The following is a 20,325-nucleotide window of genomic DNA, read 5'->3' on the forward strand; positions in this document are numbered from 1 at the left end:
GAGCCTTCATTCGCATCGCAACTGTTTGCAGCGGCCATTGAGCCTATGCGCCCTGCCCCTTTTCATCGGCAATGAGAATTGATCCCGAGCAAATATGAATCGGAGATTTTCAGAAACTTCTTTCAATACGCTGATTTTATTCAATTAAAATCTTCGAAACGCGTTTCCGTGTTTTGGCAAACGAACCGATGTCCTGCGCACACAAGGCAAGGACATCAACCATGACATCGAAAACACCCCGTTCCACGGCCCGCATCCTCGACCAGTTCTACACCGACCCCGCGATCGCAGCGGACTGTGTATTGTTCGCCAAAGAGCATCTCGAGCACTTGGCCCTGGAACTGGTGATCGAGCCCTCCGCCGGCAGCGGCGCATTTTCCAACCTGCTCAACGGGTCCCACATCGCGCTGGATATCGACCCCAAAGACGCTGGTGTCGAGAAGGCCGATTTTTTGACCTGGCAGCCGCCCGCAGAGACCGGGACCTGCCTGGTGATCGGTAATCCGCCATTCGGCAAAGCAAGTCGGACAGCCGTGAAGTTCTTCAATCACGCGGCAGAATTTGCCGATGCCATCGCCTTTATCGTGCCTTTGAGTTTCCGTAAGCAGAGCATTCAGACGCGGCTCGATCCGTGCTTTCACCTTACGGCCAGCCGCCCCCTGCCCCGGAAGTCCTTCCTGTTCGAAGGCAAGCCCTATGCGGTGCCATGCGAGTTTCAGATCTGGGAACGCAGGGAGACACCCCGCAGAATTGAAGAAGCCGGCACCACGCACCCGGATTTCGAGTTCTGCGCGCGGGAAGAGGCGAATTTCGCCATCCAGCGCATCGGCGCCAATGCAGGCCGCATCAAGGACGTCGCCGATGCCGGCAGCGCCAACTCGCATTACTTCATCCGGGCGAACCGGTCCGCGGTTCATCTGCGCGCCCTGTTCGAACAGATCGATTTCGACCAGGTTCGTCTGGACACCGCCGCCGTACCGTCGATCGCAAAATCTGAGCTTGTTGCGCTCTACATGGATCAGATGCCGATTGTTCCAGCCCTGGTCCCTGGTGAGATCCGGCTACCTGAGTTTCTGGCCCGTCGGAGGGAAGGTCAAAAGAAGAGTGTACCGGATCTCAGCATAGTCGCCGAAAAGGCGCCCATGGCCTTCGTGTCAAACCGCGTCGGATAACACGTATCGCGTTGTGATGTGGGGCGATCCAAAGTAGTCAGCTCGCGGCTTGCCCCGCAAAACTAGGCGCCTCTTTGTCGCGGCCATCCCTGGATCTATGCCTACCCTTGGCTGAGACTTCGAAAAGCCTGGATGCAAGCAAGTCAACCTTTCATGATCTTTTCATAGATCGGGGGGGCAGTGGCACCCTCTGTACCAATGAGGAGGACACGGGACTTCACTGTAAGTGCTAGGCATGAAGAACAGTCCCCAGAAAATCACCCGTTTCCAATGCATCCAGAATATGGCGCCGCACTGCCGCAACCTGTGGAGCGGCCAAACGTTCAGGGCGGCAAAGCAAAGTCAGGGGAACCGGTTCGATAGACCAGTCAGGAAGCAGGCGCACGACGTTGCCAGCGTGTTCAGCCTGTTGCGCCAGCAATGTGGGCAGCATGGCAACTGCGTGCCCCTCTGAAACTACCGCATAAGCAAGTTCCATCGTGTTGACCCGCAACCCAATGGGCGGCGTGACAACTTCTTGTCGGCCGTCGTCGTTCTTGAACACCCATTTGCAGGGTTCCTGAGTTCGTAAGACACATGGAAGCGGCAATAAGTCGGCAGGCCGGGCAACGTCTTGCACCTGTTCCAATAGGGCCGGGCTGGCGTAAGGCGCCCGCCGGGCTGGCGGTAAGGTCGCCGAGATGAACCGCCCTTTGTCGGCGGAACCAGTCCTGAACGCCAAGTCGATGTCCTCTGCCGCAAAATCCGACCTGTAGTCGTCTGCATGAAGCTCAAGTTCGACATCCGGATAGCGGGACTGAAGTCCAGCCAGGAGGGGAACAAACAGTGTGCCAAGCAAGCTATTGGGACCCGAGACCGAAACTCGACCAGCAATCTTCCCGCTTCTTGCGAAGCCAAGCTCTGCCTCGGCCTCAAGCGCCGCGTCAACCGGACCGGTACAGATCTCGAATATCCTGCGCCCGGCCGTGGTCGGGGACACCGCCCGACCTGACCGGTCCAGCAATACAAGCCCCAATTCAGCTTCGAACAACGCAAGCTTCTGGCTGATCGCCGATTTCGTGGTGTTCAGCTCTACTGCTGCGGCACTCATTGACCCGGCGCGCACAGTGGCCACCAGGGCCTTGGCGCAGGAATAGAATCTATCGTTCATAAACACGAACGATAGTTAACAAAAGGATCATTTTCCAGAACGAAGGAGGTCCCTAAATTCTGTCCCAGCGAACAGGCCAGGAGATGAACAATGCAGACAGAGATGGTCTACCACCCCGCCGCAACCCGTGAGTTCAAGGACTTCGGCTTCATGCAGGCGCATTTGTCGTTCAAGCCGCATCTGGAAGCAGGGCGGCGCAGGTTCGGCCCGCTGATTACAATCGACGACGGGACACTGGCCCCAGACGCCCAGGGTTTTGGCCTGCATCCGCATCAGGATGTCGAGGTCGTTACCTTCATGGTAGACGGAGAGGTATCGCATATCGATCCGGTGGTGCCCGTTCACAACGGCACTGTAAAAGCGAAGGGCCTTCAGGTGATCACCGCTGGCACCGGCATCCTCCACAACGAATTGAACAACTCGCGGACGATGCCGATGCGGGCGCTGCAAATCTGGCTTGAGCCGCGGGCCAAAGGGTTGGCGCCGGCCTATTCACGCAAGGAGCTGAAAACCGCGGACCACACCAATCGGTTCCAGCTGGTGCTGTCTGCCGACGGTGCCGAAGGCTCGCTTGTTGTGCAGCAGGAAGTGCGTCTCAGTTACGGCAAATTCGACCGCCACGGCGTGCTGAGTTTCAGCCCGTCCAGCCCCGAACGCAGCCTCTACATTTTTTTGATCGAAGGCGAGGCAACTGTTGCTGATCTCCCCCTTGGCAAAGGAGATGGGCTGGGACTGCTCCGCTCCGGAAACCTGGAGATTACGGTCTCAGCTAAAGCCGAAATCCTGATCTTCGATCTGCCCACTTCCGAAATCTCTTAACCAGGAAAGGACATCAATATGACCTCCACAAAAGTGACCCCCGACAACGCAGCCATCATTCTGATAGACCATCAGGTCGGCACAATGAACTGGGCAAAATCCGTTGACCGCGAACTAATAGAAGCCAACACCCGCGCCCTGGCGCGGACGGCGACCACGCTTGGCATGCCGCTGGTGCTGACTTCCAGTATGGAAGACAACATGCAGGGCCCGCTGATGCCCGCGCTGGAAGAGATCGCGCCGGATGCCTTCGCCGCGCGGATCAGGCGCCCCGGCGTGGTCAACTGCTGGGACGACAGCGCCTTTGCAGATGCCTGCCGTAACACCGGACGCAAGCATTTCATCATGGCAGGCATCACAACCGACGTGTGCCTCGCCCCACCTGCAATCAGCGCCGCCGAAGAAGGCTTTGCCGTGACCGCTGTCGTCGACGCTTCTGGCTCCCCCACCGCGCTGACAGATGAGATGGCGTTCCGGAAAATGGAGCGCGGCGGTGTCGAGCTCACCACAACCAGCGCGCTGCTTGCAGAGCTCGCTGTCAATTGGGCGAGCGAGCCCGGGCAGAAGATCATGCAGATCCTCGGCGAGGAAATCCTGAGCCGCGGATGACCTCTCTGCATCGTTTCAAGCAATGCAATTGCGGCCGCCTCATGCATGGGGTGGTCGCAAAAGCATAAGAAACTCCCAGAAGCCGTTTTGACCGACATGTTAGCAGATGGGCAAACAGCGCCAAATCATTGACTTTTTATGCTCTGTATTTATCCATTTACGACCTGTTCTCGGCCAGCTTCATTCTTTTCTTTGCCATCGAATGTCCGTCACGGATGTTCAGCCCCATCAGGGATAGATTTAGTGCGCCTGCAACTAGTTCCACAGCCTGAACCGCGTAGAAAGTGCTATCAAATGCGCCCGCACTGGCCTTCGCTTCCAGAAAAAATGCCGCTGGCACAAGAACCAGCAAGCCGTTCGCCGCAATGAATGGCATGCGTCGCTTTTTTGCAAGAGCAGGGGTGTCCTTTCTTCGACCCCCCATGTTCATCCCTGACGCACCTGCCACTGCCATGGCGGGTATAAGGATGATCATGCCATATAAGATCGCTCCCTTGACTGCTGCGATGGTCGCGTGTGTGCCAAAAAGCTCAGACAATACAGTGGATGTCCAGAATGACAGGATTGTCAGAAAGGCTATCACACCGGCAAATGCGTGAATCTTCGGTTTCATCTTACGTTCCCCTGCTATCCATCATTCGACACAGTGGTTGGCGACTGCCAACTTCTTGAAAAGGTGCGGGCGCGCGATCGCGCTCTCCGGGTAGTTTGAGATCCTCCTCTGAAACTCAGGATGTAAAAATGCATCACGAAAGCTCTTTACGTCCTGCCAGATCGCGTAGTTCACGAAAGATGCACTACCGGCGATGCCTCTATGAAGTTGCGTGGATATGTAGCCAGGTTGTGTTTTCATGAAGTCGGCATCGTGCGACCACGCTTGGAGCAATGCCTCTTCGTCTGCTTCATCAATGGTGAAATGATTGAGCAGAACAACTGGGCCTTCCTCCGCCTTCATTTGATCTGCGAGTGACACAGTTGCATCGAGTTCTTCGATCCGTGGCATTGAAAATTCCTTCCGATGTGATTCTCTTTACATAGCTTGCTATATAATATTGAATAGCATGCTATGTAAATACTATGCTGGGCGCATGACGTTTGAAAAATCCAGATCCGCCGGGTTCGTCGTGAACCACATGGCACGCTTGTTTGCGAAAGGCCTTCAGGAGCGGATTGTGCCTCTGGGTATAGCTATCGGCCAGTTCCCAGTGCTTCTGGAACTGTGGGAAAAGGACGGGGTGAGCCAACGGGAATTGCTTGAAAGGCTTGACCTTGAACAAGCCACCTTGGCGAACACGCTCACACGAATGGAGCGTGACGGCTTGATACGTAGAACCAAGAATCCATCGGACGGCAGATCTCAGCAAATCTGGCTGACTGAAAATGCGCAATCAATCCGGGAGCTGGCGTACCAAGCAGCGCATCAACAAAACGCTGCGGCACTGGCCGGTCTAACAAAGCTCGAGAAGGAGCAATTTTTAGAACTCTCTGGTAGAATAATCGATGCCATGCGGGAGTAGTATCGAAGCCCAGAAGCTGGCAATACCCAGCCCTCCACTCACTTCCCGACAGGTTCTGTTCTTGATAGGCTGGACCGATAACGATTGCGATTTTGCTGCGGGAATCAAAGAGATGCCGATCATTCAATACTGCTGGCGTTGTGACATGGAAATCCCCATGCTGACGGACGCAGAATGGGCCAACCTGCAAAACCTGATCGCGGGCGAAACTAATTCGCTCTCCAAACGGCACACCAGGCTTCTCGTCGAATACAGGAAACTTACCGGGTACCCGGTATCAAACCCAAACGCTGTCTATCACCATTTAGCGAGCCAGAACGGCCCGCCTTGCCATTCATGCAAGAAGCCACTTCGGACACCCCAAGCCTCTTTTTGCACCGCGTTCGGGGCGCAAAGACCAAACCTGAAAAAAGAGAGACAGCCTTCTCTGGATTCAGCCCAATCTGATGAAACCGCACTACAAGGCGGATCATGACTACAAACGTCAAGGGCCGACCGAAACTGGTAGTTTGCCACTACGCTTCCCTAACCAGAAAATGATCTCGCCTGCCAGTTTGTGGCAGACGAGATCCTTTCCTTCACGAACTCCCGACACGAGCCGAGGACCGGTCGATACGGCTCTTTAGAACATCTCTCTATGGATCTGCTCAGTTTTCTGGCGATCGAACACTTTCTGCCGGCGATCCCAATAGGATGTGAAATACACCATCAGTAGATCGAGTTCGATCTTCCGCGCGCTCAGATGCTCCAGGTCGGTGCGCCCCTCCTCGTCCAGTTTGGCTCGGACGCGAGCTCGGGCATCGAGGATAATCTCACCAAAGCCGGGCAGGACGTTGGTGTCATCCCCATTCAGGCAGTCGCCGTTTTTGAGACGGGCGCATAGCTCCGGCCAGAGTCGGCGCATGGCGCCGGTGGTTTCGATCGCCGCGTTCTCCCAGGCTTCCGCGAATATGCGCCCCTGGCGCAGGGTATCGTAGATCAGGTCCTCGATGGGTTCGAGTTTTGACATATTGGTCTCCCAAAACAGACCGCGCAGGGCCGCGCGGCCTTTCAAGATGGTCAGCAACTGGGATTGCTGACCGGAGCGCTTTCACGCGGCAATGCGGAGAGTTTCCTCACCGGGAGAGCTGTCGATAAGGCCGAGCGCCCGCAGACAGTCTGACAGCGCGTCAGCAAGACGGCACAGTTCATGTACTTCCTCGGTTGCGGGATCGAGCTCGGCAAAACACGCCGCCTCGAGGCTGTCGGCCTCATGCACGTTCCGCAGCATGAAAAGATCGTGCAGGGCATGCAGATCAATTTGCATGGACCGCGTCAGGCCCTCCGTGTCGGGCAGGTCATCTTGCAGGCGCTGAACACGTCTCAGGGAAGGTTGCCCACCCAACAGAAGGGCCGCGTTTTGCAACTCTTCGTTTTCGAGGAGAAAGAATGCCTGTAGTGCCGACAGGCCGCTGGAAGAAAGATCAAACATGGCCTTTCCTTTCATTGCCAGGACGGCATGCCCCGGCTTCAAGAGCGCGGCCTTTCCTTGTCTGCTCCTATCCGTGTCAGATGGCTGGTTGCAGGGTCGGTGGCCTCACCAAAACGGTCACAGACCCTGAAACAGACCAGCCTGACATGCATCTTCAGCATTGAAATTTCTACGGCAGAGATCCCCTGCTCATTGCCCGCCGTCTTGGTGCGCTTAAGGAGCGAGAACGCAGCTGGCAAAACTTAGCTTTCTAAACTCAGATCGCATCAGGTTACAAAATCTCGGCAGTCGCAAGTTTCCGTTTGTACCGTCCCGTACCAAATCGGTGCTTGTTCATCTCACGCTGGAACCCGGTTTCGAAGCAGGGCTTTGAGACAGCGCATAGACCGCGCAAGAGTGATTATTTACTGCTTTGCGGAACGGGGTTGGCACCCCGCATGAGGCGCCAGCGACAGCCTATCGCAGACCGCGATCAAACCAGATCCGGGCATTGGGCGGCCAATTCGCGGGTGCGAGACACGGCCTGCACAACCTCATGGGCTGACATCAGACCGCGGGGCACTTCCTTCGCCCGGTCCTGCGTCAAAAGCTTGAATCGCTCCTGCGCATGTCGATCGAGATCACGGGTATATGTCGCAACCTCATTTCGGATGTTTAGAGAGCGTTTGGTCCGGGAGCCGCGTTGATCGGAAATGATCCCCACCTCTGGCCTGCGGCCATTGGAAAACAACACTGTTCCGGTCGGAAGCGTTCGAAACTGTTTGCTCAGGCGTTTTCTTCGGGCGTCACGCTCCAGGAGATCGGCTCCCAATTTTTTGGCGCGCTTGAGATCATGTGCCACGACATACAACAACGCGGCGAAACTTCCCTGAACGTCTTCGCTGAGATCGAAAACCTCCGGCATAACCTCACGCAACAGACCTTGATGCTCGGGCGGCAGGTCGTTCAGCGAAACTCGCGGAACATGGTTCCAGGGGATCAGGGCAATGGTTTGATCCAGCACCATCGGAAGGAGTCGCGCCACGCTTTGAGCGCGGTCAACGTAGTAAGATACGTCCTTCCCGCTCATCCTTTCCACCATTTCGGTGCGCCAGGACCCGCTGCACGAAGGCTCGTACTGCACAAACTCGACGCAACCGTCAGGTGTTTCGAGTGACACAAACACGGAATGCAATGCATCGTTGCTCTCTACGACACGGCTTATGAACTCCAAACCCTCCAGTTTGGCGAACTGTTCCTTCGCCTGGTTGACCCGCACTTCTCCCGGGGTCAAATCTATCGGTTGACGGAGCAGGTTTCTTCCTGCCCTCAGTTCAAAATTTCCTATACCCATGATGTTCTCCTGTTCTGATCCAGTGGTGTGGCTTCTCGGCCTGGCAGGCTCGTTCCTGCCGGCGAGGTCAGAACATTGTGTCAACTGTTTTCAAACAAAGCGGTGTTGAACATTTTATTGAACGCAACAAACAAGCGCCCACACAGATCAAACCAGATCCGGAAACCGCGCCACCAATTCCCGGTTTCGCGCCACCGCCCGCATGACCTCATGGGCCGACATCAGGGTTCGCGGCACCTCATTGGCCCGCTCCGGTGTCAGCAGCTTGAACCGGTCCTGCATATACCGATTCAGATCGTAGTATTGCTCGCCGAGCTGACTGCGCACCAACAGCGACCGCTCGGTGCGCTTGCCTTTTCGCGCGGAGACAATCCCGATCCGGACACTCCACTCGCCGGCGATCAGGACGGCCCCGACTGGCAGGGCCTCAAACAGTGCGTCGATCCGCCGGGTGCGCTCCTCCGTTTCCCGCGCGCGCTTCAGGTCGCGCGCAAGGACATGAAGCAAGTCCCCGAATGCATCCCGGACCTTCGCGCTCGCCTGATTGGCGCCTGGGAGATAATCCCGGATCAAGGCCTGGTGCGCCTCGGGGAGATCGACCACTGCAACCGACGGGACGTGATCCCACGGAACGAGTTCCAAAACGTCATCCAGAGCCGGCAGCACCCAGTTCCCGAATTTCCGTGTATTCTCCACGAGGTTCCCCCGGTTCTCGCTTGACTGGTGTGCGTAAACCCAGGTCGACCACCGGCCGCTTTGGGATTGAGGTCGACGTTTATACGCGACCTCGCCCAGAGACGATGCAAAGGATACCGCCACTTCGTGAACGGCGCCGTTGCTCGCAACCACCCGGCTTGAGAACTCGACGCCGGAGAGATTGGCAAGCCTCTCCTCGACCCGGTTCACCAGTTGCTCTCCCGGCGCCAGATCGATGCTCCGGCGCAGCAGGTTGCGACCGGCCCAGATTTGGTAGGTCTCCATGTTTCGTTCGATCTCCTGTGTTTGCCGGAGGGGAACGCCTCCGGGCATGGATGAATGGATCAATGTTGCTTGGCGATTGGATCAATGGGTCCGCGTAAAGCGGGTGGCCTCACGTGACGGTCCGTTTCCCGCGCGGGCGTCGTACCGGCCAGGCCCGGTATTTGTTGCCGCCCCTGCCCTTGTGGGAATGTTCCGATCCGCATGGATCAACCCCATGATCCACCCGGCCCTGATCGTTGGCCTCCCGCAGCTTCTTCGCCGCCTGCACCTGTTTGCCATTCGCGCGATAGGTTTCCGTGGTGGCAGTGGAGGCGTGGTTCAGAACCACGCTGGCCAGACGCGCCTTCTCCGGCACCTGCGAGACGATGAAACCGGCAACGATGTTGCGGATGACCTGCGGTGTGACACGTTTGCCAAAGAGCTTCTGGCATTGATCGCCCACAGTCTGACTCAGGTAACCGGGCGCGACCGGTTTCCCGCGACCGCCCACAAACAGCGCGGTTTCCCGCAGCGGCGCGACGGCGGCCCGATGATGCGTCACGTAGTCTGTGAGCTGCTTGCGGACCTCCGGGGTCAACACCCGCTCATCCCTCTTCTTGTCCTTGGTTTCCCGCGGCGAAAGAAAGAGACGCGTGAAGTCGGGATCAAAATTCTCTTTCAGATCCAGGGTCGCCAGCGACTCCCGCCGAATCGGCGAGTTCACCAGCAGGCTGATCGCAAGCCCGGTGCGTGCCAGTTTGTTAGCCGTTGTTTTGGCTCGATACCCGGTGGCCGCCCGGTGATGGCGCAGCGCAACCTCCGAACAGCTGATCGCGGCCTGGCGCAGCTCGGCCAGATCCACCAGCCGCGCGTCATTGCGCGAGGGCTGCAGCGCCATCTTCTTTTTCAGAATGCGCTGGACGGGATCGAGCCATGTCCAATCCCGGTCCCGGAACAGTGCCATTCCCAGCATCTTCAGGCGCTGAATCTCGCCGTGGATCGTCGCAAGCGACACATCACCCGCCCGAAACTCGGCTTGACGGGCATCCAGCCACCGCTGCACGGTGATCCGCGTGACCTCTTCCTCCAATCCCTCTGCGCGGCAGAAGTCGAAAAAAGCCCAGACAGATTGCAGGCGGGATCGCAGCGTATCCGCCGTCCAGGCCTCGACCAGCAACCCGTCACGCAAGCCCTCCGGACAGAAATGCAGCTTCGACTGCGCCGCCTCCCGCCAATTGGGCGGCAGGCGATGCCAATTACGGGTGATCTCACGCTTGAGCGCCGCGCGCTTGCTTTCCACCTCGACCCGGGTCTCCCGGACAAAGACGGGCGTGTCGGGAAAAACTGCCTGCAGCGCCTGCTTGGCGGCCGCAGCCATTTCCGGTCGCAGATGGCCCAGCCTGCGCTCGATCAGGGCCGGCGTGATCAGGTCGGGGGGCAGATCATCGCGATCCGCCTCCAGAAGCCAGCGACCGAGACCCTGCTCAAGGCGCGGCCTCTGATGCTTCGAAGCGGCTGAAAACCGGTCCTCGAATCTGGCCCGTATGTCCTCGGGCCAGTCGGAAGGTGCCATGGACAAACGGTGGTTTGGCATGTCTCAGCCCTCCATCTGTTGTTCGAGATCGATCCGGAAATCCACATGCGACATGATCCGCCGGGAATACTGGTCGAGCAGGTTGAGGTAGTTCTTCTGCGCCACGATCTTGCAGACCTGCGCATAGTAGCTTTGGGTCGTCTCGATCCGTTTGTGCCCAAGCACCTCCTGCACCAGACCCATGGCGCTGGGATCCATGTCGAGGATCACCTTGCCGGCGATGTGGCGCATCACCTGCAGATCCATGCGCAACTGGCAGTGTTTCCAGATGTGTTGCCGGAAACGCTGGGACAGTTTTACCTTTGTGATGTATCCTAAACCGCTCGGATATCCGCCATTCTCGCCTTTTTCCTTGCGCGCGCTGGCAGCGCCGGGAAAGAGATGCGGGTTTTCCGGATCGGCCTTGGCGTTCTCGACAAAGATCGGACGATAGACGTCAATGAATCTCTTCAGCATCTTCACCGTCTCCGGATCGATGGTGACATGGATCGACCGGAGGTTCTTCAACTCCGCCCCAGGCAGGATCAGAGTCCCCTCCCCTGCTCCGATCGGCAGGCTCAGGTGGCTTTCCTCACCAAAGGCGCGCAACCGCGCGATATTGGTCCGCCGCATCGGTGTGATCCGTTGCGCCAGTTGTGCGATCAAGGCGGAGCGCGCCAATGATGCCTGAGCGATGGTTGGGCGGTTCTTGCCCTGACGGGTCCATTTCTCAGCCTCGCGCCAGAGGACACCCGGTGCCTGGAACCAGCGTTTCAGCGCCGAGTTTTCATTGAATTGGCGCAGCATGGATTCGTGATGGCGGCCGATCTTGCGGTCTTCATAGACATAAGCGAGCGTGCCATCGGATTTGAGCTTGGTGCCGACGACACTTGGATCCAGCTTGAGCGTGAGCTGACGAACCGGCTCCAGCAGCTCGTCCGACAAATCGCAACTCTTGCCAACAGAATGCAGCGCCTGCATCAGCGAACATTCGTAGCGCCCCACTTTGTGGATTTCCCAGCTCTCGCCCCGGGCTTCGACCCGTGCGCGGCGTTTTCCGCGGATGGCCGCCACCGTGGCGAGAAGGCAGTCCTCGCGGAAGAGGTCTTCCAATGAACGCGGTTTCTGCCCCACCTTCGGGCTGGTCTGGGCCGCATGCCAGACGCGTTTCACCGCGTCGCGCAGGTTTTTCTGTGTGCCCTGTTCGCGCGCCAGCACCGTCTCAGACCCGGCGTTGGGAGCGACAAGATCGCCGAGACCAAGATCATCCTCTGCGTCAGCGATGAAGGAGGACCACGCCTCATCGCCCTGCGGCGCCACCGTGCGATCGGTCAGCGCGTCGAAGCGCGACCGGATCGGGTCGGGCAGCTCACTCCAGGCCACATCCGGCAGCCTGTTCTGAGGGCCGGTGTTTTCGAACCGCGCGGCGGACAGACCGTCCTGGGCGATCACCCTGTTCCAGATTTTTCCCGCCCGGCGCAGCTTTTCCTTATGGCTGGCCGATTTGGTGGCCAGCTCATAGACCATAAAGCCGGCGATGAATTCGGCCTGGACCTGGGCCGGCGCCAGCCCGTCTTTATCCGCTCGGACCGCAAAGCGGCGAAGGATGGCCCTCTCCGCAGAACAAGACATCGGAATTTTTGTCTCGAGCTTTTCCAGCATGTCCCGCCAAAGTTTCGGAAGCGTTTTGATATCCGCCGGCCCGCTCGACACCGCATTGGGATCCACAAGCCTCACCGCAGCGCGGATCAGGGCGATTTTGTTGCTGAGCGCTTTGGGAGTGTGGACGCCAAGGTCTTCCGGGGTCAAAGCCCGCAGCAGCGGTTCCACCACGACGGCCGTCGCCACGATGGTTTCCGGGGCCGTCGCCTGGGATTTAGCAAGGTCTTTCAGAGCGCCAACGCTGCGCCGGGTTTTGTCCGAGGCTCCACTGGCCTCAATCGCGTCGATGGCATCGGCCAGAGACGGCAGCCTGCCCTTGAGCCGCAGCACCAGATTGCGCCGGAACCCCTCCACCCAGGCCCGTTCGGCGCGCCTGGCATCGCTCAGGATCTGGGCATGCCTCTCACCGAGTTTGGCGCGCAGCTCCGATGTCGGATTCAAGGCCGCATCGAAGAACACATCGGCAGGCAGGTCCGGCCCGCCCGACATGGCGTCTCTCAGCGCCCGAACCGATATGATCGTGTTGATCCTCGTGGAGGAATTCATCGGGGTCAGGCGCAGCACCGAAATCACGTCGGCGGTGGTGCCTGTGGCTTGGGAAATGTCCAGCATGTTTCTTACCTTTCTTGTAGGGTGTTGGAGGGTGTTTTGAAAACGCGTTCAGCATCAGACGGGCTTTCAAAACACCCTCCGGACACACCTCCAAACCCCGTCAGGGGCAGTCATCCACCACCCACTCGCGCCCTGCCCCGTCCCGGGGCGACAAGGGCCGACACCGGGGAACACAGGGTGGTCTGCATTCCCACACAATGAAGACCGGCCTGTTTCCCCTTGGTTCGTAACACGCTGAATTACAACGACTTTATTCTGCGTCATGTTTTGCCATCCGAACGCAGTAATCGATCCAGATATCCTGCATTTCCCGGGCAATTCCCTGAAACCGCCACAGCTCCAACGCGGTGAGCTGCCAGCGGCCGTTCTTGCGGGTGCCCTGCAGTTTGCCGTCCGTCAGGTAGCGCTGCACCTGGCGTTCGGACTTGCGCAGAAAGTCGGCCGCCTCGCGGGCCGAGAAAGTTTCATCGGGGGATACGATCATTCGGGGTCTCCTGTTCCAAAACGTTGGAAGGGAGATGGTCCCGTGGGGCGGTTCGGAAAAAACTTCGTCAAAAAAATCGCGACAGCCCACGCCGTAACCCGAACTCCCACGCCGGCAGAGCGACATGAGACGTCACTACACTGTCCGGTTGGGCCCGGGTGAAATCCCTAAAACCCGCGGGTCAAACAATCGGTTTTTCCGTTTTGGCAAAGAACACCAAGTCGTTCGTACCGCGCCGCTCCAGGCCCGCACTACACCATTGAGAAAAGGAAAACCGACATGACCATGATGAACCCCACCAAACGGGTAGAATTGATCGAACAGACGGAGACAGGGCACTGTCTCCATTTCTATCCCGAGGACTCGCTGGAACGCCAGGCGGCGTCCAGATACTGGAATTGTGACTGGCGATCCATGTTGCGCGCGCTGTTTGCCGAATGGCCGATTGCCGGGACACCGATCCGGGGCGTCTCCTTTGTGTTTGCCGACAAGCCTTTCGAACTGAGCCGATTCCTGGTCGATGCCGTTGTGATTACGGAGGGCGCGGAATTTAGGCGCATTGACGTGACCAACCTGCCTGAGCCTTTTCGGGCAACGCTTGCGGTCTTTGAGGACTGCGTTCAAATGGCCTTGGTGGGGAAAGTCGGGAATGCTGTGGCCACGATGACCGAACATTATGGACACCAACTACATTCCGGCCAGGCCTATCTGACACTCGAGACGCTGACGGTCATGAATATTCACGGTGAAAACCTGTCCGGCATCGTCGAGCTCACCCCCACCCTGCCCTACGCGGTTACCACATTGCTGACCGGGACCGCGGAGGAGATTGCCGCCCGCAGCCCGGAATGTTGCGAACCGGGCGGCACGTTCTGGCTTGTGGACTGGGCTATCAGCAACAGGGAGGAATCCCGGGTGAGCCAAAAACATCTCAAAACGTCTTTTCGAAATCTGCGCAACGCGCCCAACGAGGGCCGCGCAAACCCAAAGACATTCCGAGAAGCCGCCCGAAAGTTCCGCCAGCAAGAGATGCTGGAAGCCGCGGGACCGGATCAGGCCCCGCAGACGAAGCCGGTTCAATCAGGCTGCGACCACCTTTCTCTGCCCTGTATCGCGACGCCCCAGGAAACCTGGACGGCGCCGCCCGATCTTCTTTACCTTGAATTGTGATTTCGGATGCAGGCCCTGCATCTCGGAGAGGCGATCCACGGGTGGCAGCTGAGCATACAATGCGGCCAGCCTGTGCGTGAGACCGGGAGACAGATGGCCGACCTTGGCGGTGCCCAGCAACCTGCGCTGTTTGAACCGGGGATCGCCAAGGTGCACCCGAACGCGGCGGTCCACCTGGAAACGGGTGGCCGCATGCAATCCGGCAGCCTGGCAATCGGTTTGAGAAAACACGGCCAGGGCAAGATCGGGATTGTTGTTCAGGCGCAAATTGGTTGTGCCATAGGCGACAACAACGTCACCCCGTTCAGTGTCTTCCGCGACAATGGCGCAGATGCGGGTCTTCGATCCGCCATCGGCATAGGGAAAGTCGAAGGCGACAAGGTCACCGACGGTGAATTGTTCGGGAGTAGTAAGAATGGGCAAGGCGGTCTCCATCGTTAACGTGAAGGTCACCCGAAAGCAGAAAAACCTCATTCGGCTCTTTGGGTCCGGGTGCCACGGCAAACACCCGGAAACACAGAGACCAATGAGGCAGACCATTGGATTATCGATTGGAGAGCACCGAAGGTGAATTCAGATGCTCCAGAAACCATCAATGGCAGGCTTGCTGTTCAAAGCATGCCGATGGAACGCACAGGTTCAGATCCCATCCGGCAGGATATCCTGTTCGATTTCGTCAATCTCGCCAGGATCCAGCTCATCCTCTGCAACCCGCAGGACATCCTCGTAATCGCCCCGCAAATTTGCATCCACCGTTTCCGCATCCGAGATCGCCAGCGTCATCGCAACGATCTGGACGGCCAGGTGACGCGTTGGATTGTCCGGCGCCACGCCCTCGCCGATACCCGTTCCCGTGGTCAACTCCCGGACGATATCCATCGCATCCTCCTCCTCAACGGAGCGGATGAAATGAAAGGGTCCGCGTGGTGTGTCCCAGAATTGCCGAACGTAAGTTTGAAACGCAACGAAGTCAGGATACTGCTGAATGGCGTTTCGGTCTCGAATACAGCACAGGAGATCTTCGAGAAACGCGCCGGGATCGCCAGCAGCCTCCGCAAGTTCAAACCCTACGGCAATGAGGTTTCTCGTCAACAGGTCCAGCTGAAACGGACCGGCGCACATCTCCTGCACGTAGTGTTCCTGCGCCTGGGCCAGCGCAAAAGAGATCACATCCGGGTTCAGAGTGGTGGTTGTTTTAGTCATGCATTTTCCTTTCAAACAGATCACGGCATTGCGCCTCGCGCGGGATATGGGTCTGTTTGAAAAAGGAAGAAGTGAGGTAGCAGGCCAGTTTGGGAAAGAGTTTCAACGGTCCTTTGCGGGACTTGAGCTTGTCGCCAAATGCTGCGTCGTGGCGTTCCCGGAAGCGGACGTTGATCAATGACGCAGCATCTAATGGTTTATGGTGGCGGCTCTCAGCAAAGCAAAGACTGGCCGGACATGCGCCAACCGCGGTTTCCGGTCGGCCGATCAGCACTGACGTTTTTTTCTGCCCAACTCGAGTGACACCGCCTCACGCCAATAGCTGCGTCTCCTTCCGAGAGCTTTTTCATCACAATCAGGACCAAAGGTTAGCATTACCTACAAAGACGAAACGTCCTTTGCTTGTAATCCGATAACCACCGACCCTGCGTATGCTAATGGAGGCGACCATAGAATGTCATGCGTGCGGCTTCCGACAACGACACACCCGGTTCAGAATTATAAGCCAGAACGGCGAGCATCCGCGTCCGGTCGCCCATATTCGGCGCAACGCGGTGGATTGAGTTACGTCCGCGGAAGAAGACCAGTGTACCAGCCTCGGCCTCCATGGACTGCACCGGGGTCTTGCCGTCCAAGATGTCGGCGACATCATCAAACCCCATTTCACCGTTATCCGCATCGCGAACGCCCGTCACATATTCGAACTGCCCGCCTGCCTCAGGTGCCTGAACCATCAACGTGATAGAGAATGAGGAATTGTCGAAGTGCCAACCCAGTTCCTGCCCCTTCTCGTGGAAGTGCAGATTGATCGATGAGAGCGGATCTGAGTACTCATGCAGTTGCTCTTCCCCCAATACGTCACAAAGAAAGTTTCGGAAGACCGGGTCGTCATAAAGTGTGCGCAGGGCCGAATCCTGCGGCATCAGATCATCTGTAATGCAGCCTTTGGACGAAGTGACCAGCCGGTTGCGGGCGTGTTCATCTACAAATGCAGGGTCTGGCTTGCTGAGATAGACGGTATGCTGTTCGGTTTTCGCATAAACCTTGTCACGGTTTGCCTCACCTTCGTCGCGGACGGAGGTGATCGCTTCGGGTAAGATAAAACCAGGCATGACATACACACCGTCTTTATCGAAGTCTTTCTTACATTCCGCGCGAAATTCAAGGTCAGCGATAGGGAATCTGTCCAGATCGACAATCTTAGTCAGGCTCATATGACGCTCCAGGTTCGAGGAAATTACCTGAACTTGAATATCAAATCTCGAAAAGCAAGAAAAACTGTATAATGTTTCCCTTAAGAAAAGAAAAACTTGGCTGGTGGTTATGTCCAAAGTCACACTCAAACAATGCAGCTATTTTCAGGCAGTCGCCAGAAAAGGAGGTATCGCGGCGGCGGCGGAAATTGTCGGAGTGTCCCAGCCTGCCATCGCGCAGGCGATCAGCAAACTTGAGGATATGACCGGTCTTGTCCTGTTTCGGCGTCACCATGCGCGCGGGATGGAGCTGACATCGCAAGGTAAAGAGTTTTTGCGCTACGCCGATCAGCTTTTGGCTTATGCAGATCAGATGGATGTGGCGGCGGTAGACATCGCCAAACATCGCATGGGCACAGTTCGCCTTGGATGTTTCCAGTCGCTAGCACCGTTTTTTCTGGCTCAAATTCTAAGCGGCTATCGCGCGGAAATGCCCGGCATCGTGTTGAGTGTCAGCGAAATGCTGCAGGAGCACCTGACGACCGCATTACAAAAGAACGAGTTGGATCTCGCCATACTCTACGATCTCGGACTGGATACGCATGTCTTCGATCTGCATCCGCTGACAGGTGCGCGGCCATACCTTATCGTCCCGCAAGGGCACAGATTGGCAGACTGCAACCGGGTTTCAATCCAGGAAATCGATGGCGAAGATTTCGTTCTCTTCGACGCACCGCAAAGCCGGGATTACTTTTACGCGCAATTTGCCCAGCACGGCATCAAACCTCGGATCGCGTACCGATCTGCCTCTATCGAAACGGTACGGTGCTTTGTCGCAAATGGTTTGGGTGTCTCAATACTGTCGATGCGTCCGGCACCGAACCTGACATACGATGGAAAGACAGTTGTGCCGGTAGAGCTGGTGGAGGATTTCGGACTCACTCCGATAGTGATCGCCGCACTTCGCGGACGCGAGACCAATGCACTTGCCGCTCCATTGATCACCTTCTGCCAAACGATGTTTCAACAGCCATTCGAGAACGAACGGAACTAACATTGATCGACAAAGACGCCGGGCAGTCGGTCAAATTCCAAGTTGGTTCGGCCCAATGCCGACATTCGATATCTCTCAGAGTTCACCTATCGGCTTCCCGAAAGCTGCCGTTCGTTCAAAACGCTGAAATTTCAATGAGCGGATGGCCGTGAGACAAACAAACCTGCCATCGTTGAGAAGCGCCGTTAAGCAAACTTGATTGCTTTCAGAGACCCGATTAACGTTTCTGCAACTATATATTTTCGCGATTTTTAGGACATGTAGATATAGATGACACCTGATGTACAAACTGCCCGCCGCTTAGCTCAAGATCATTGCGCTGCTTGGACAAACCGGGCGCCCGGCGATGTCGCCGGAAGATATGCTGAACATACAATCATGATAATGAACGGCGGCGACCCAATGAAGAGCCGGACCGAGATTGGCGACATGGCGGCGGGATTTATGGCTGACTTCCCTGACCTCGTTCTTGACCTCGACACGGTTCTCGTCGCCGATCACCACATGGTCTATGCGTGGACTTTCGAAGGCCATCATAAAGAAACTGGTAATCATGTTCGTTTCTCGGGCTGGGAGGAATGGGACTTAGACGACAACCTGAACGTCACCAAATCGCTCGGTTGGTATGATGGTGTGGATTATGAACGCCAAGTTGCGGGAACATGACCATATCCGGCGCCAATTCCCGCCCTGTACGCACAATCGTATACCGCAAGTCAGACCCAATTTGACTCTGGTCGGTGCTCTTTACTACCTACAGCAAGTGAGGGGGCGTCCATCGGAAAAGACTTTTCTCATATTCGGTAATTGAATTCGAGAGCCACTGCACGAACAGCTTTGCCGCTGGTCGAACCGAGCCCGGCAACGTGACGAGGTAGTAGCCGATCTGCGGTATTGGATCGTCGAACAGTGCCACGAGTTGTCCCGATTTCAACTCGTCAGAAACAAAAGCCGGTACCGTCGCCCCGATACCATCACCGCGCCGGATGCCATCCAGAAGCATATTGCCCGGCACGCGGACAACCCTCCGGTCCGTTTCGGGGGGGATTCCGACCTTTTCCATCCAAAGATCAAACTCGACCGATGCCTGTTCCTGAAGAAGAGTGAATTCAAGCAATTCCGCAGGTTTTGTGAGCACCCGGTTTCCAATCAGTTCGCGGGACGCGACGACCGTCAGACAGCCGGGTAGCAGCATCTGCGAGACAAGCCCAGGCCAGCGACCTGTTCCGTATCGGATGGCCATATCAATTCCGCCCGGCTTGAGGTCGACAGCTTGGATCGTTGAATCAATCCTCAATTCGACATTGGGGAATTCGTCAATAAACGTCGACAGACGCGGCATGAGGAACGCGCTTGAAAACATCGGAGTCGCGCTAACCACCAACGGTCGAACCGACTCTGCACTCGACACGCTCTCGGTCACGGAGGCCATTTCAGCGAAGGCTTCAAGCAGGCCAGCTGACAGGAATTCACCTTGCGATGTCAGAGAAATGCCATGTCGGGTACGAGTGATAAGCCGAGTGTCGAGATGTTGTTCGAGCCCGCGGATTTGCTGGCTGACTGCGGAATGGGTCACGTTCAGAGCCTCTGCCGCCCGGGTCAGATTTCGAAACTCGGCAGCGGCGGCGAAGGCTCTGAGAGATGTCAAAGAGGGAAGTGTGCGCCAATCCATAAGTAAGATCATCTAACAATATATAAAAATTTACAACTATGTGATCCCCCGATGCCGGCGCATGCTGGTGCAGTAATTCATTGGCGACCACCGGAGACAAACATCATGAAAATTGCTGTTTTGGGACTGGGCAATATGGGCTCAGCGCTGGCGCATTGCTTGCTCAAGGCAGGCCACGAAGTCAGCGTTTGGAACCGCACATCGGAAAAGGCAGAGGTTTTTGCTGAGGCTGGAGCCACGATCTGCTCTTCACCGGATGATGCTATTGCGGCGTCTGATTTTGTCATCATCTGTATCAAGAGCCACAAGGAAACTGTTGAACTGGTCAACGGGCTGAGCGTCTCGCTAAAGGGTAAGACCATCTGTGACATGAGCACGGGCGATACCTCGGATGCCGATAGACTGGTCGCCATCCTTGAGGGACAGGGGGCTGGCTACATGCTGGGCATGATCAATGCCTACCCTTCCGGCATTGGTAGTGACGGAACCACGATCCTCACGGTGGGCAGTACCGGAACCTGGGACCGCTATGGCAGTATCATCAGAGAATTGGGTGGAAAGTCCGCCCATGTTGGAGAGAAACCAACGGCACTTGCCGCGCTCTTTGCCGGCCTCTTCACGGTTCGGCAGGGGTTCATGTTCGGAATGATCTACGGTGCACTTGTCTGCCA

The 20,325-nt window shown here is 57.0% G+C and carries 24 protein-coding genes; 10 read left to right on the top strand and 14 right to left on the bottom strand.

The features are described 5' to 3' along the window. Positions 1-221 precede the first annotated feature (221 nt). Entirely contained in the window at positions 222-1,172 is a 951-nt protein-coding gene (locus ACR0D6_RS21935) for a hypothetical protein (protein WP_480767094.1), read from the top strand. A gap of 229 nt (positions 1,173-1,401) precedes the next feature. On the opposite strand, the gene ACR0D6_RS21940 is transcribed toward ACR0D6_RS21935, so the two are convergent. After that, positions 1,402-2,322 carry a LysR family transcriptional regulator gene (locus tag ACR0D6_RS21940; RefSeq protein ID WP_480767095.1) on the bottom strand — a complete coding sequence of 307 codons (921 nt, stop codon included), beginning with the start codon at positions 2,320-2,322 and terminating at the stop codon, positions 1,402-1,404. 90 nt (positions 2,323-2,412) lie between these two features. Here ACR0D6_RS21940 and ACR0D6_RS21945 point away from each other — a divergent pair, with 90 nt between their 5' ends. Beyond that, positions 2,413-3,141, top strand: coding sequence for a pirin family protein (locus tag ACR0D6_RS21945; RefSeq protein ID WP_480767096.1), 729 nt, complete (start codon positions 2,413-2,415; stop codon positions 3,139-3,141). An 18-nt stretch (positions 3,142-3,159) separates the two neighbouring features. Beyond that, positions 3,160-3,750 (top strand): isochorismatase family protein, encoded by a 591-nt coding sequence (locus tag ACR0D6_RS21950; RefSeq protein WP_480767097.1) that lies wholly within the window; start codon positions 3,160-3,162, stop codon positions 3,748-3,750. A gap of 157 nt (positions 3,751-3,907) precedes the next feature. Here the strand turns inward: ACR0D6_RS21950 and ACR0D6_RS21955 are convergent, their stop codons facing one another. Further along, entirely contained in the window at positions 3,908-4,363 is a 456-nt protein-coding gene (locus tag ACR0D6_RS21955; protein ID WP_480767098.1) for a hypothetical protein, read from the bottom strand. A 21-nt stretch (positions 4,364-4,384) separates the two neighbouring features. Beyond that, complete coding sequence (locus ACR0D6_RS21960) at positions 4,385-4,753, bottom strand: antibiotic biosynthesis monooxygenase family protein (RefSeq protein WP_480767099.1); 369 nt, start codon at positions 4,751-4,753, stop codon at positions 4,385-4,387. Between the two features lie 85 nt (positions 4,754-4,838). On the opposite strand from ACR0D6_RS21960, the gene ACR0D6_RS21965 reads away from it, so the two are divergent. Both ACR0D6_RS21965 and ACR0D6_RS21970 read left to right on the top strand, forming a co-directional pair. Then, complete coding sequence (locus ACR0D6_RS21965) at positions 4,839-5,267, top strand: MarR family winged helix-turn-helix transcriptional regulator (protein WP_480767100.1); 429 nt, start codon at positions 4,839-4,841, stop codon at positions 5,265-5,267. Between the two features lie 61 nt (positions 5,268-5,328). Next, a complete protein-coding gene (locus tag ACR0D6_RS21970) occupies positions 5,329-5,742 on the top strand; it encodes a hypothetical protein (protein ID WP_480767101.1) in 414 nt (137 codons plus the stop codon). 147 nt (positions 5,743-5,889) lie between these two features. Here ACR0D6_RS21970 and ACR0D6_RS21975 read toward each other — a convergent pair whose 3' ends face one another. From ACR0D6_RS21975 to ACR0D6_RS22005, 7 genes are all read right to left on the bottom strand, one after another. Continuing rightward, positions 5,890-6,333 carry a hypothetical protein gene (locus ACR0D6_RS21975; protein ID WP_480767102.1) on the bottom strand — a complete coding sequence of 148 codons (444 nt, stop codon included), beginning with the start codon at positions 6,331-6,333 and terminating at the stop codon, positions 5,890-5,892. Between the two features lie 24 nt (positions 6,334-6,357). Then, entirely contained in the window at positions 6,358-6,738 is a 381-nt protein-coding gene (locus tag ACR0D6_RS21980) for a hypothetical protein (protein ID WP_480767103.1), read from the bottom strand. 472 nt (positions 6,739-7,210) lie between these two features. Then, positions 7,211-7,807, bottom strand: coding sequence for a hypothetical protein (locus tag ACR0D6_RS21985; protein WP_480767104.1), 597 nt, complete (start codon positions 7,805-7,807; stop codon positions 7,211-7,213). A 411-nt stretch (positions 7,808-8,218) separates the two neighbouring features. After that, a complete protein-coding gene (locus ACR0D6_RS21990) occupies positions 8,219-9,052 on the bottom strand; it encodes a hypothetical protein (protein ID WP_480767105.1) in 834 nt (277 codons plus the stop codon). Between the two features lie 109 nt (positions 9,053-9,161). Further along, complete coding sequence (locus ACR0D6_RS21995) at positions 9,162-10,604, bottom strand: hypothetical protein (RefSeq protein WP_480767106.1); 1,443 nt, start codon at positions 10,602-10,604, stop codon at positions 9,162-9,164. A 24-nt stretch (positions 10,605-10,628) separates the two neighbouring features. Further along, positions 10,629-12,878: a site-specific integrase gene (locus ACR0D6_RS22000; protein ID WP_480767107.1), complete on the bottom strand. Its 2,250-nt coding sequence runs from the start codon at positions 12,876-12,878 to the stop codon at positions 10,629-10,631. Between the two features lie 250 nt (positions 12,879-13,128). Further along, on the bottom strand, positions 13,129-13,362 hold the full coding sequence (locus ACR0D6_RS22005; RefSeq protein ID WP_480767108.1) for a hypothetical protein: 234 nt from the start codon (positions 13,360-13,362) through the stop codon (positions 13,129-13,131). Between the two features lie 414 nt (positions 13,363-13,776). Here ACR0D6_RS22005 and ACR0D6_RS22010 point away from each other — a divergent pair, with 414 nt between their 5' ends. Then, positions 13,777-14,532, top strand: coding sequence for a hypothetical protein (locus ACR0D6_RS22010; protein WP_480767109.1), 756 nt, complete (start codon positions 13,777-13,779; stop codon positions 14,530-14,532). A gap of 93 nt (positions 14,533-14,625) precedes the next feature. After that, complete coding sequence (locus ACR0D6_RS22015; RefSeq protein WP_480767110.1) at positions 14,626-14,973, top strand: hypothetical protein; 348 nt, start codon at positions 14,626-14,628, stop codon at positions 14,971-14,973. A 198-nt stretch (positions 14,974-15,171) separates the two neighbouring features. Here ACR0D6_RS22015 and ACR0D6_RS22020 read toward each other — a convergent pair whose 3' ends face one another. The 3 genes from ACR0D6_RS22020 to ACR0D6_RS22030 form a co-directional block, all read right to left on the bottom strand. After that, positions 15,172-15,735 (bottom strand): hypothetical protein, encoded by a 564-nt coding sequence (locus ACR0D6_RS22020; protein ID WP_480767111.1) that lies wholly within the window; start codon positions 15,733-15,735, stop codon positions 15,172-15,174. Continuing rightward, complete coding sequence (locus ACR0D6_RS22025) at positions 15,728-16,009, bottom strand: hypothetical protein (RefSeq protein WP_480767112.1); 282 nt, start codon at positions 16,007-16,009, stop codon at positions 15,728-15,730. The genes ACR0D6_RS22020 and ACR0D6_RS22025 overlap by 8 nt, the downstream gene beginning before the upstream one ends. 160 nt (positions 16,010-16,169) lie before the next feature. Next, complete coding sequence (locus tag ACR0D6_RS22030) at positions 16,170-16,949, bottom strand: HalD/BesD family halogenase (protein WP_480767113.1); 780 nt, start codon at positions 16,947-16,949, stop codon at positions 16,170-16,172. A 109-nt stretch (positions 16,950-17,058) separates the two neighbouring features. On the opposite strand from ACR0D6_RS22030, the gene ACR0D6_RS22035 reads away from it, so the two are divergent. Then, complete coding sequence (locus ACR0D6_RS22035; RefSeq protein ID WP_480767114.1) at positions 17,059-17,982, top strand: LysR family transcriptional regulator; 924 nt, start codon at positions 17,059-17,061, stop codon at positions 17,980-17,982. A 270-nt stretch (positions 17,983-18,252) separates the two neighbouring features. Then, a complete protein-coding gene (locus ACR0D6_RS22040; protein ID WP_480767115.1) occupies positions 18,253-18,648 on the top strand; it encodes a nuclear transport factor 2 family protein in 396 nt (131 codons plus the stop codon). Positions 18,649-18,736: 88 nt separating this feature from the next. On the opposite strand, the gene ACR0D6_RS22045 is transcribed toward ACR0D6_RS22040, so the two are convergent. Then, positions 18,737-19,630 carry a LysR family transcriptional regulator gene (locus ACR0D6_RS22045; RefSeq protein ID WP_480767116.1) on the bottom strand — a complete coding sequence of 298 codons (894 nt, stop codon included), beginning with the start codon at positions 19,628-19,630 and terminating at the stop codon, positions 18,737-18,739. A gap of 129 nt (positions 19,631-19,759) precedes the next feature. On the opposite strand from ACR0D6_RS22045, the gene ACR0D6_RS22050 reads away from it, so the two are divergent. Beyond that, a partial coding sequence (locus ACR0D6_RS22050; RefSeq protein ID WP_480767117.1) for an NAD(P)-dependent oxidoreductase occupies positions 19,760-20,325 on the top strand: 566 nt, incomplete at its 3' end.

Source organism: Ruegeria sp. BJ6 (assembly GCF_056537885.1).

Bases quoted from the DNA above. Each gene is read 5' to 3' on its own strand.
- ACR0D6_RS21935 (WP_480767094.1), top strand. From the start codon at position 222: ATGACATCGAAAACACCCCGTTCCACGGCCCGCATCCTCGACCAGTTC.
- ACR0D6_RS21940 (WP_480767095.1), bottom strand. From the start codon at position 2,322: ATGAACGATAGATTCTATTCCTGCGCCAAGGCCCTGGTGGCCACTGTG.
- ACR0D6_RS21945 (WP_480767096.1), top strand. From the start codon at position 2,413: ATGCAGACAGAGATGGTCTACCACCCCGCCGCAACCCGTGAGTTCAAG.
- ACR0D6_RS21950 (WP_480767097.1), top strand. From the start codon at position 3,160: ATGACCTCCACAAAAGTGACCCCCGACAACGCAGCCATCATTCTGATA.
- ACR0D6_RS21955 (WP_480767098.1), bottom strand. From the start codon at position 4,363: ATGAAACCGAAGATTCACGCATTTGCCGGTGTGATAGCCTTTCTGACA.
- ACR0D6_RS21960 (WP_480767099.1), bottom strand. From the start codon at position 4,753: ATGCCACGGATCGAAGAACTCGATGCAACTGTGTCACTCGCAGATCAA.
- ACR0D6_RS21965 (WP_480767100.1), top strand. From the start codon at position 4,839: ATGACGTTTGAAAAATCCAGATCCGCCGGGTTCGTCGTGAACCACATG.
- ACR0D6_RS21980 (WP_480767103.1), bottom strand. From the start codon at position 6,738: ATGTTTGATCTTTCTTCCAGCGGCCTGTCGGCACTACAGGCATTCTTT.
- ACR0D6_RS21985 (WP_480767104.1), bottom strand. From the start codon at position 7,807: ATGAGCGGGAAGGACGTATCTTACTACGTTGACCGCGCTCAAAGCGTG.
- ACR0D6_RS21990 (WP_480767105.1), bottom strand. From the start codon at position 9,052: ATGGAGACCTACCAAATCTGGGCCGGTCGCAACCTGCTGCGCCGGAGC.
- ACR0D6_RS21995 (WP_480767106.1), bottom strand. From the start codon at position 10,604: ATGGCACCTTCCGACTGGCCCGAGGACATACGGGCCAGATTCGAGGAC.
- ACR0D6_RS22000 (WP_480767107.1), bottom strand. From the start codon at position 12,878: ATGCTGGACATTTCCCAAGCCACAGGCACCACCGCCGACGTGATTTCG.
- ACR0D6_RS22005 (WP_480767108.1), bottom strand. From the start codon at position 13,362: ATGATCGTATCCCCCGATGAAACTTTCTCGGCCCGCGAGGCGGCCGAC.
- ACR0D6_RS22010 (WP_480767109.1), top strand. From the start codon at position 13,777: ATGTTGCGCGCGCTGTTTGCCGAATGGCCGATTGCCGGGACACCGATC.
- ACR0D6_RS22015 (WP_480767110.1), top strand. From the start codon at position 14,626: ATGGCCGACCTTGGCGGTGCCCAGCAACCTGCGCTGTTTGAACCGGGG.
- ACR0D6_RS22020 (WP_480767111.1), bottom strand. From the start codon at position 15,735: ATGACTAAAACAACCACCACTCTGAACCCGGATGTGATCTCTTTTGCG.
- ACR0D6_RS22030 (WP_480767113.1), bottom strand. From the start codon at position 16,949: ATGAGCCTGACTAAGATTGTCGATCTGGACAGATTCCCTATCGCTGAC.
- ACR0D6_RS22035 (WP_480767114.1), top strand. From the start codon at position 17,059: ATGTCCAAAGTCACACTCAAACAATGCAGCTATTTTCAGGCAGTCGCC.
- ACR0D6_RS22040 (WP_480767115.1), top strand. From the start codon at position 18,253: ATGACACCTGATGTACAAACTGCCCGCCGCTTAGCTCAAGATCATTGC.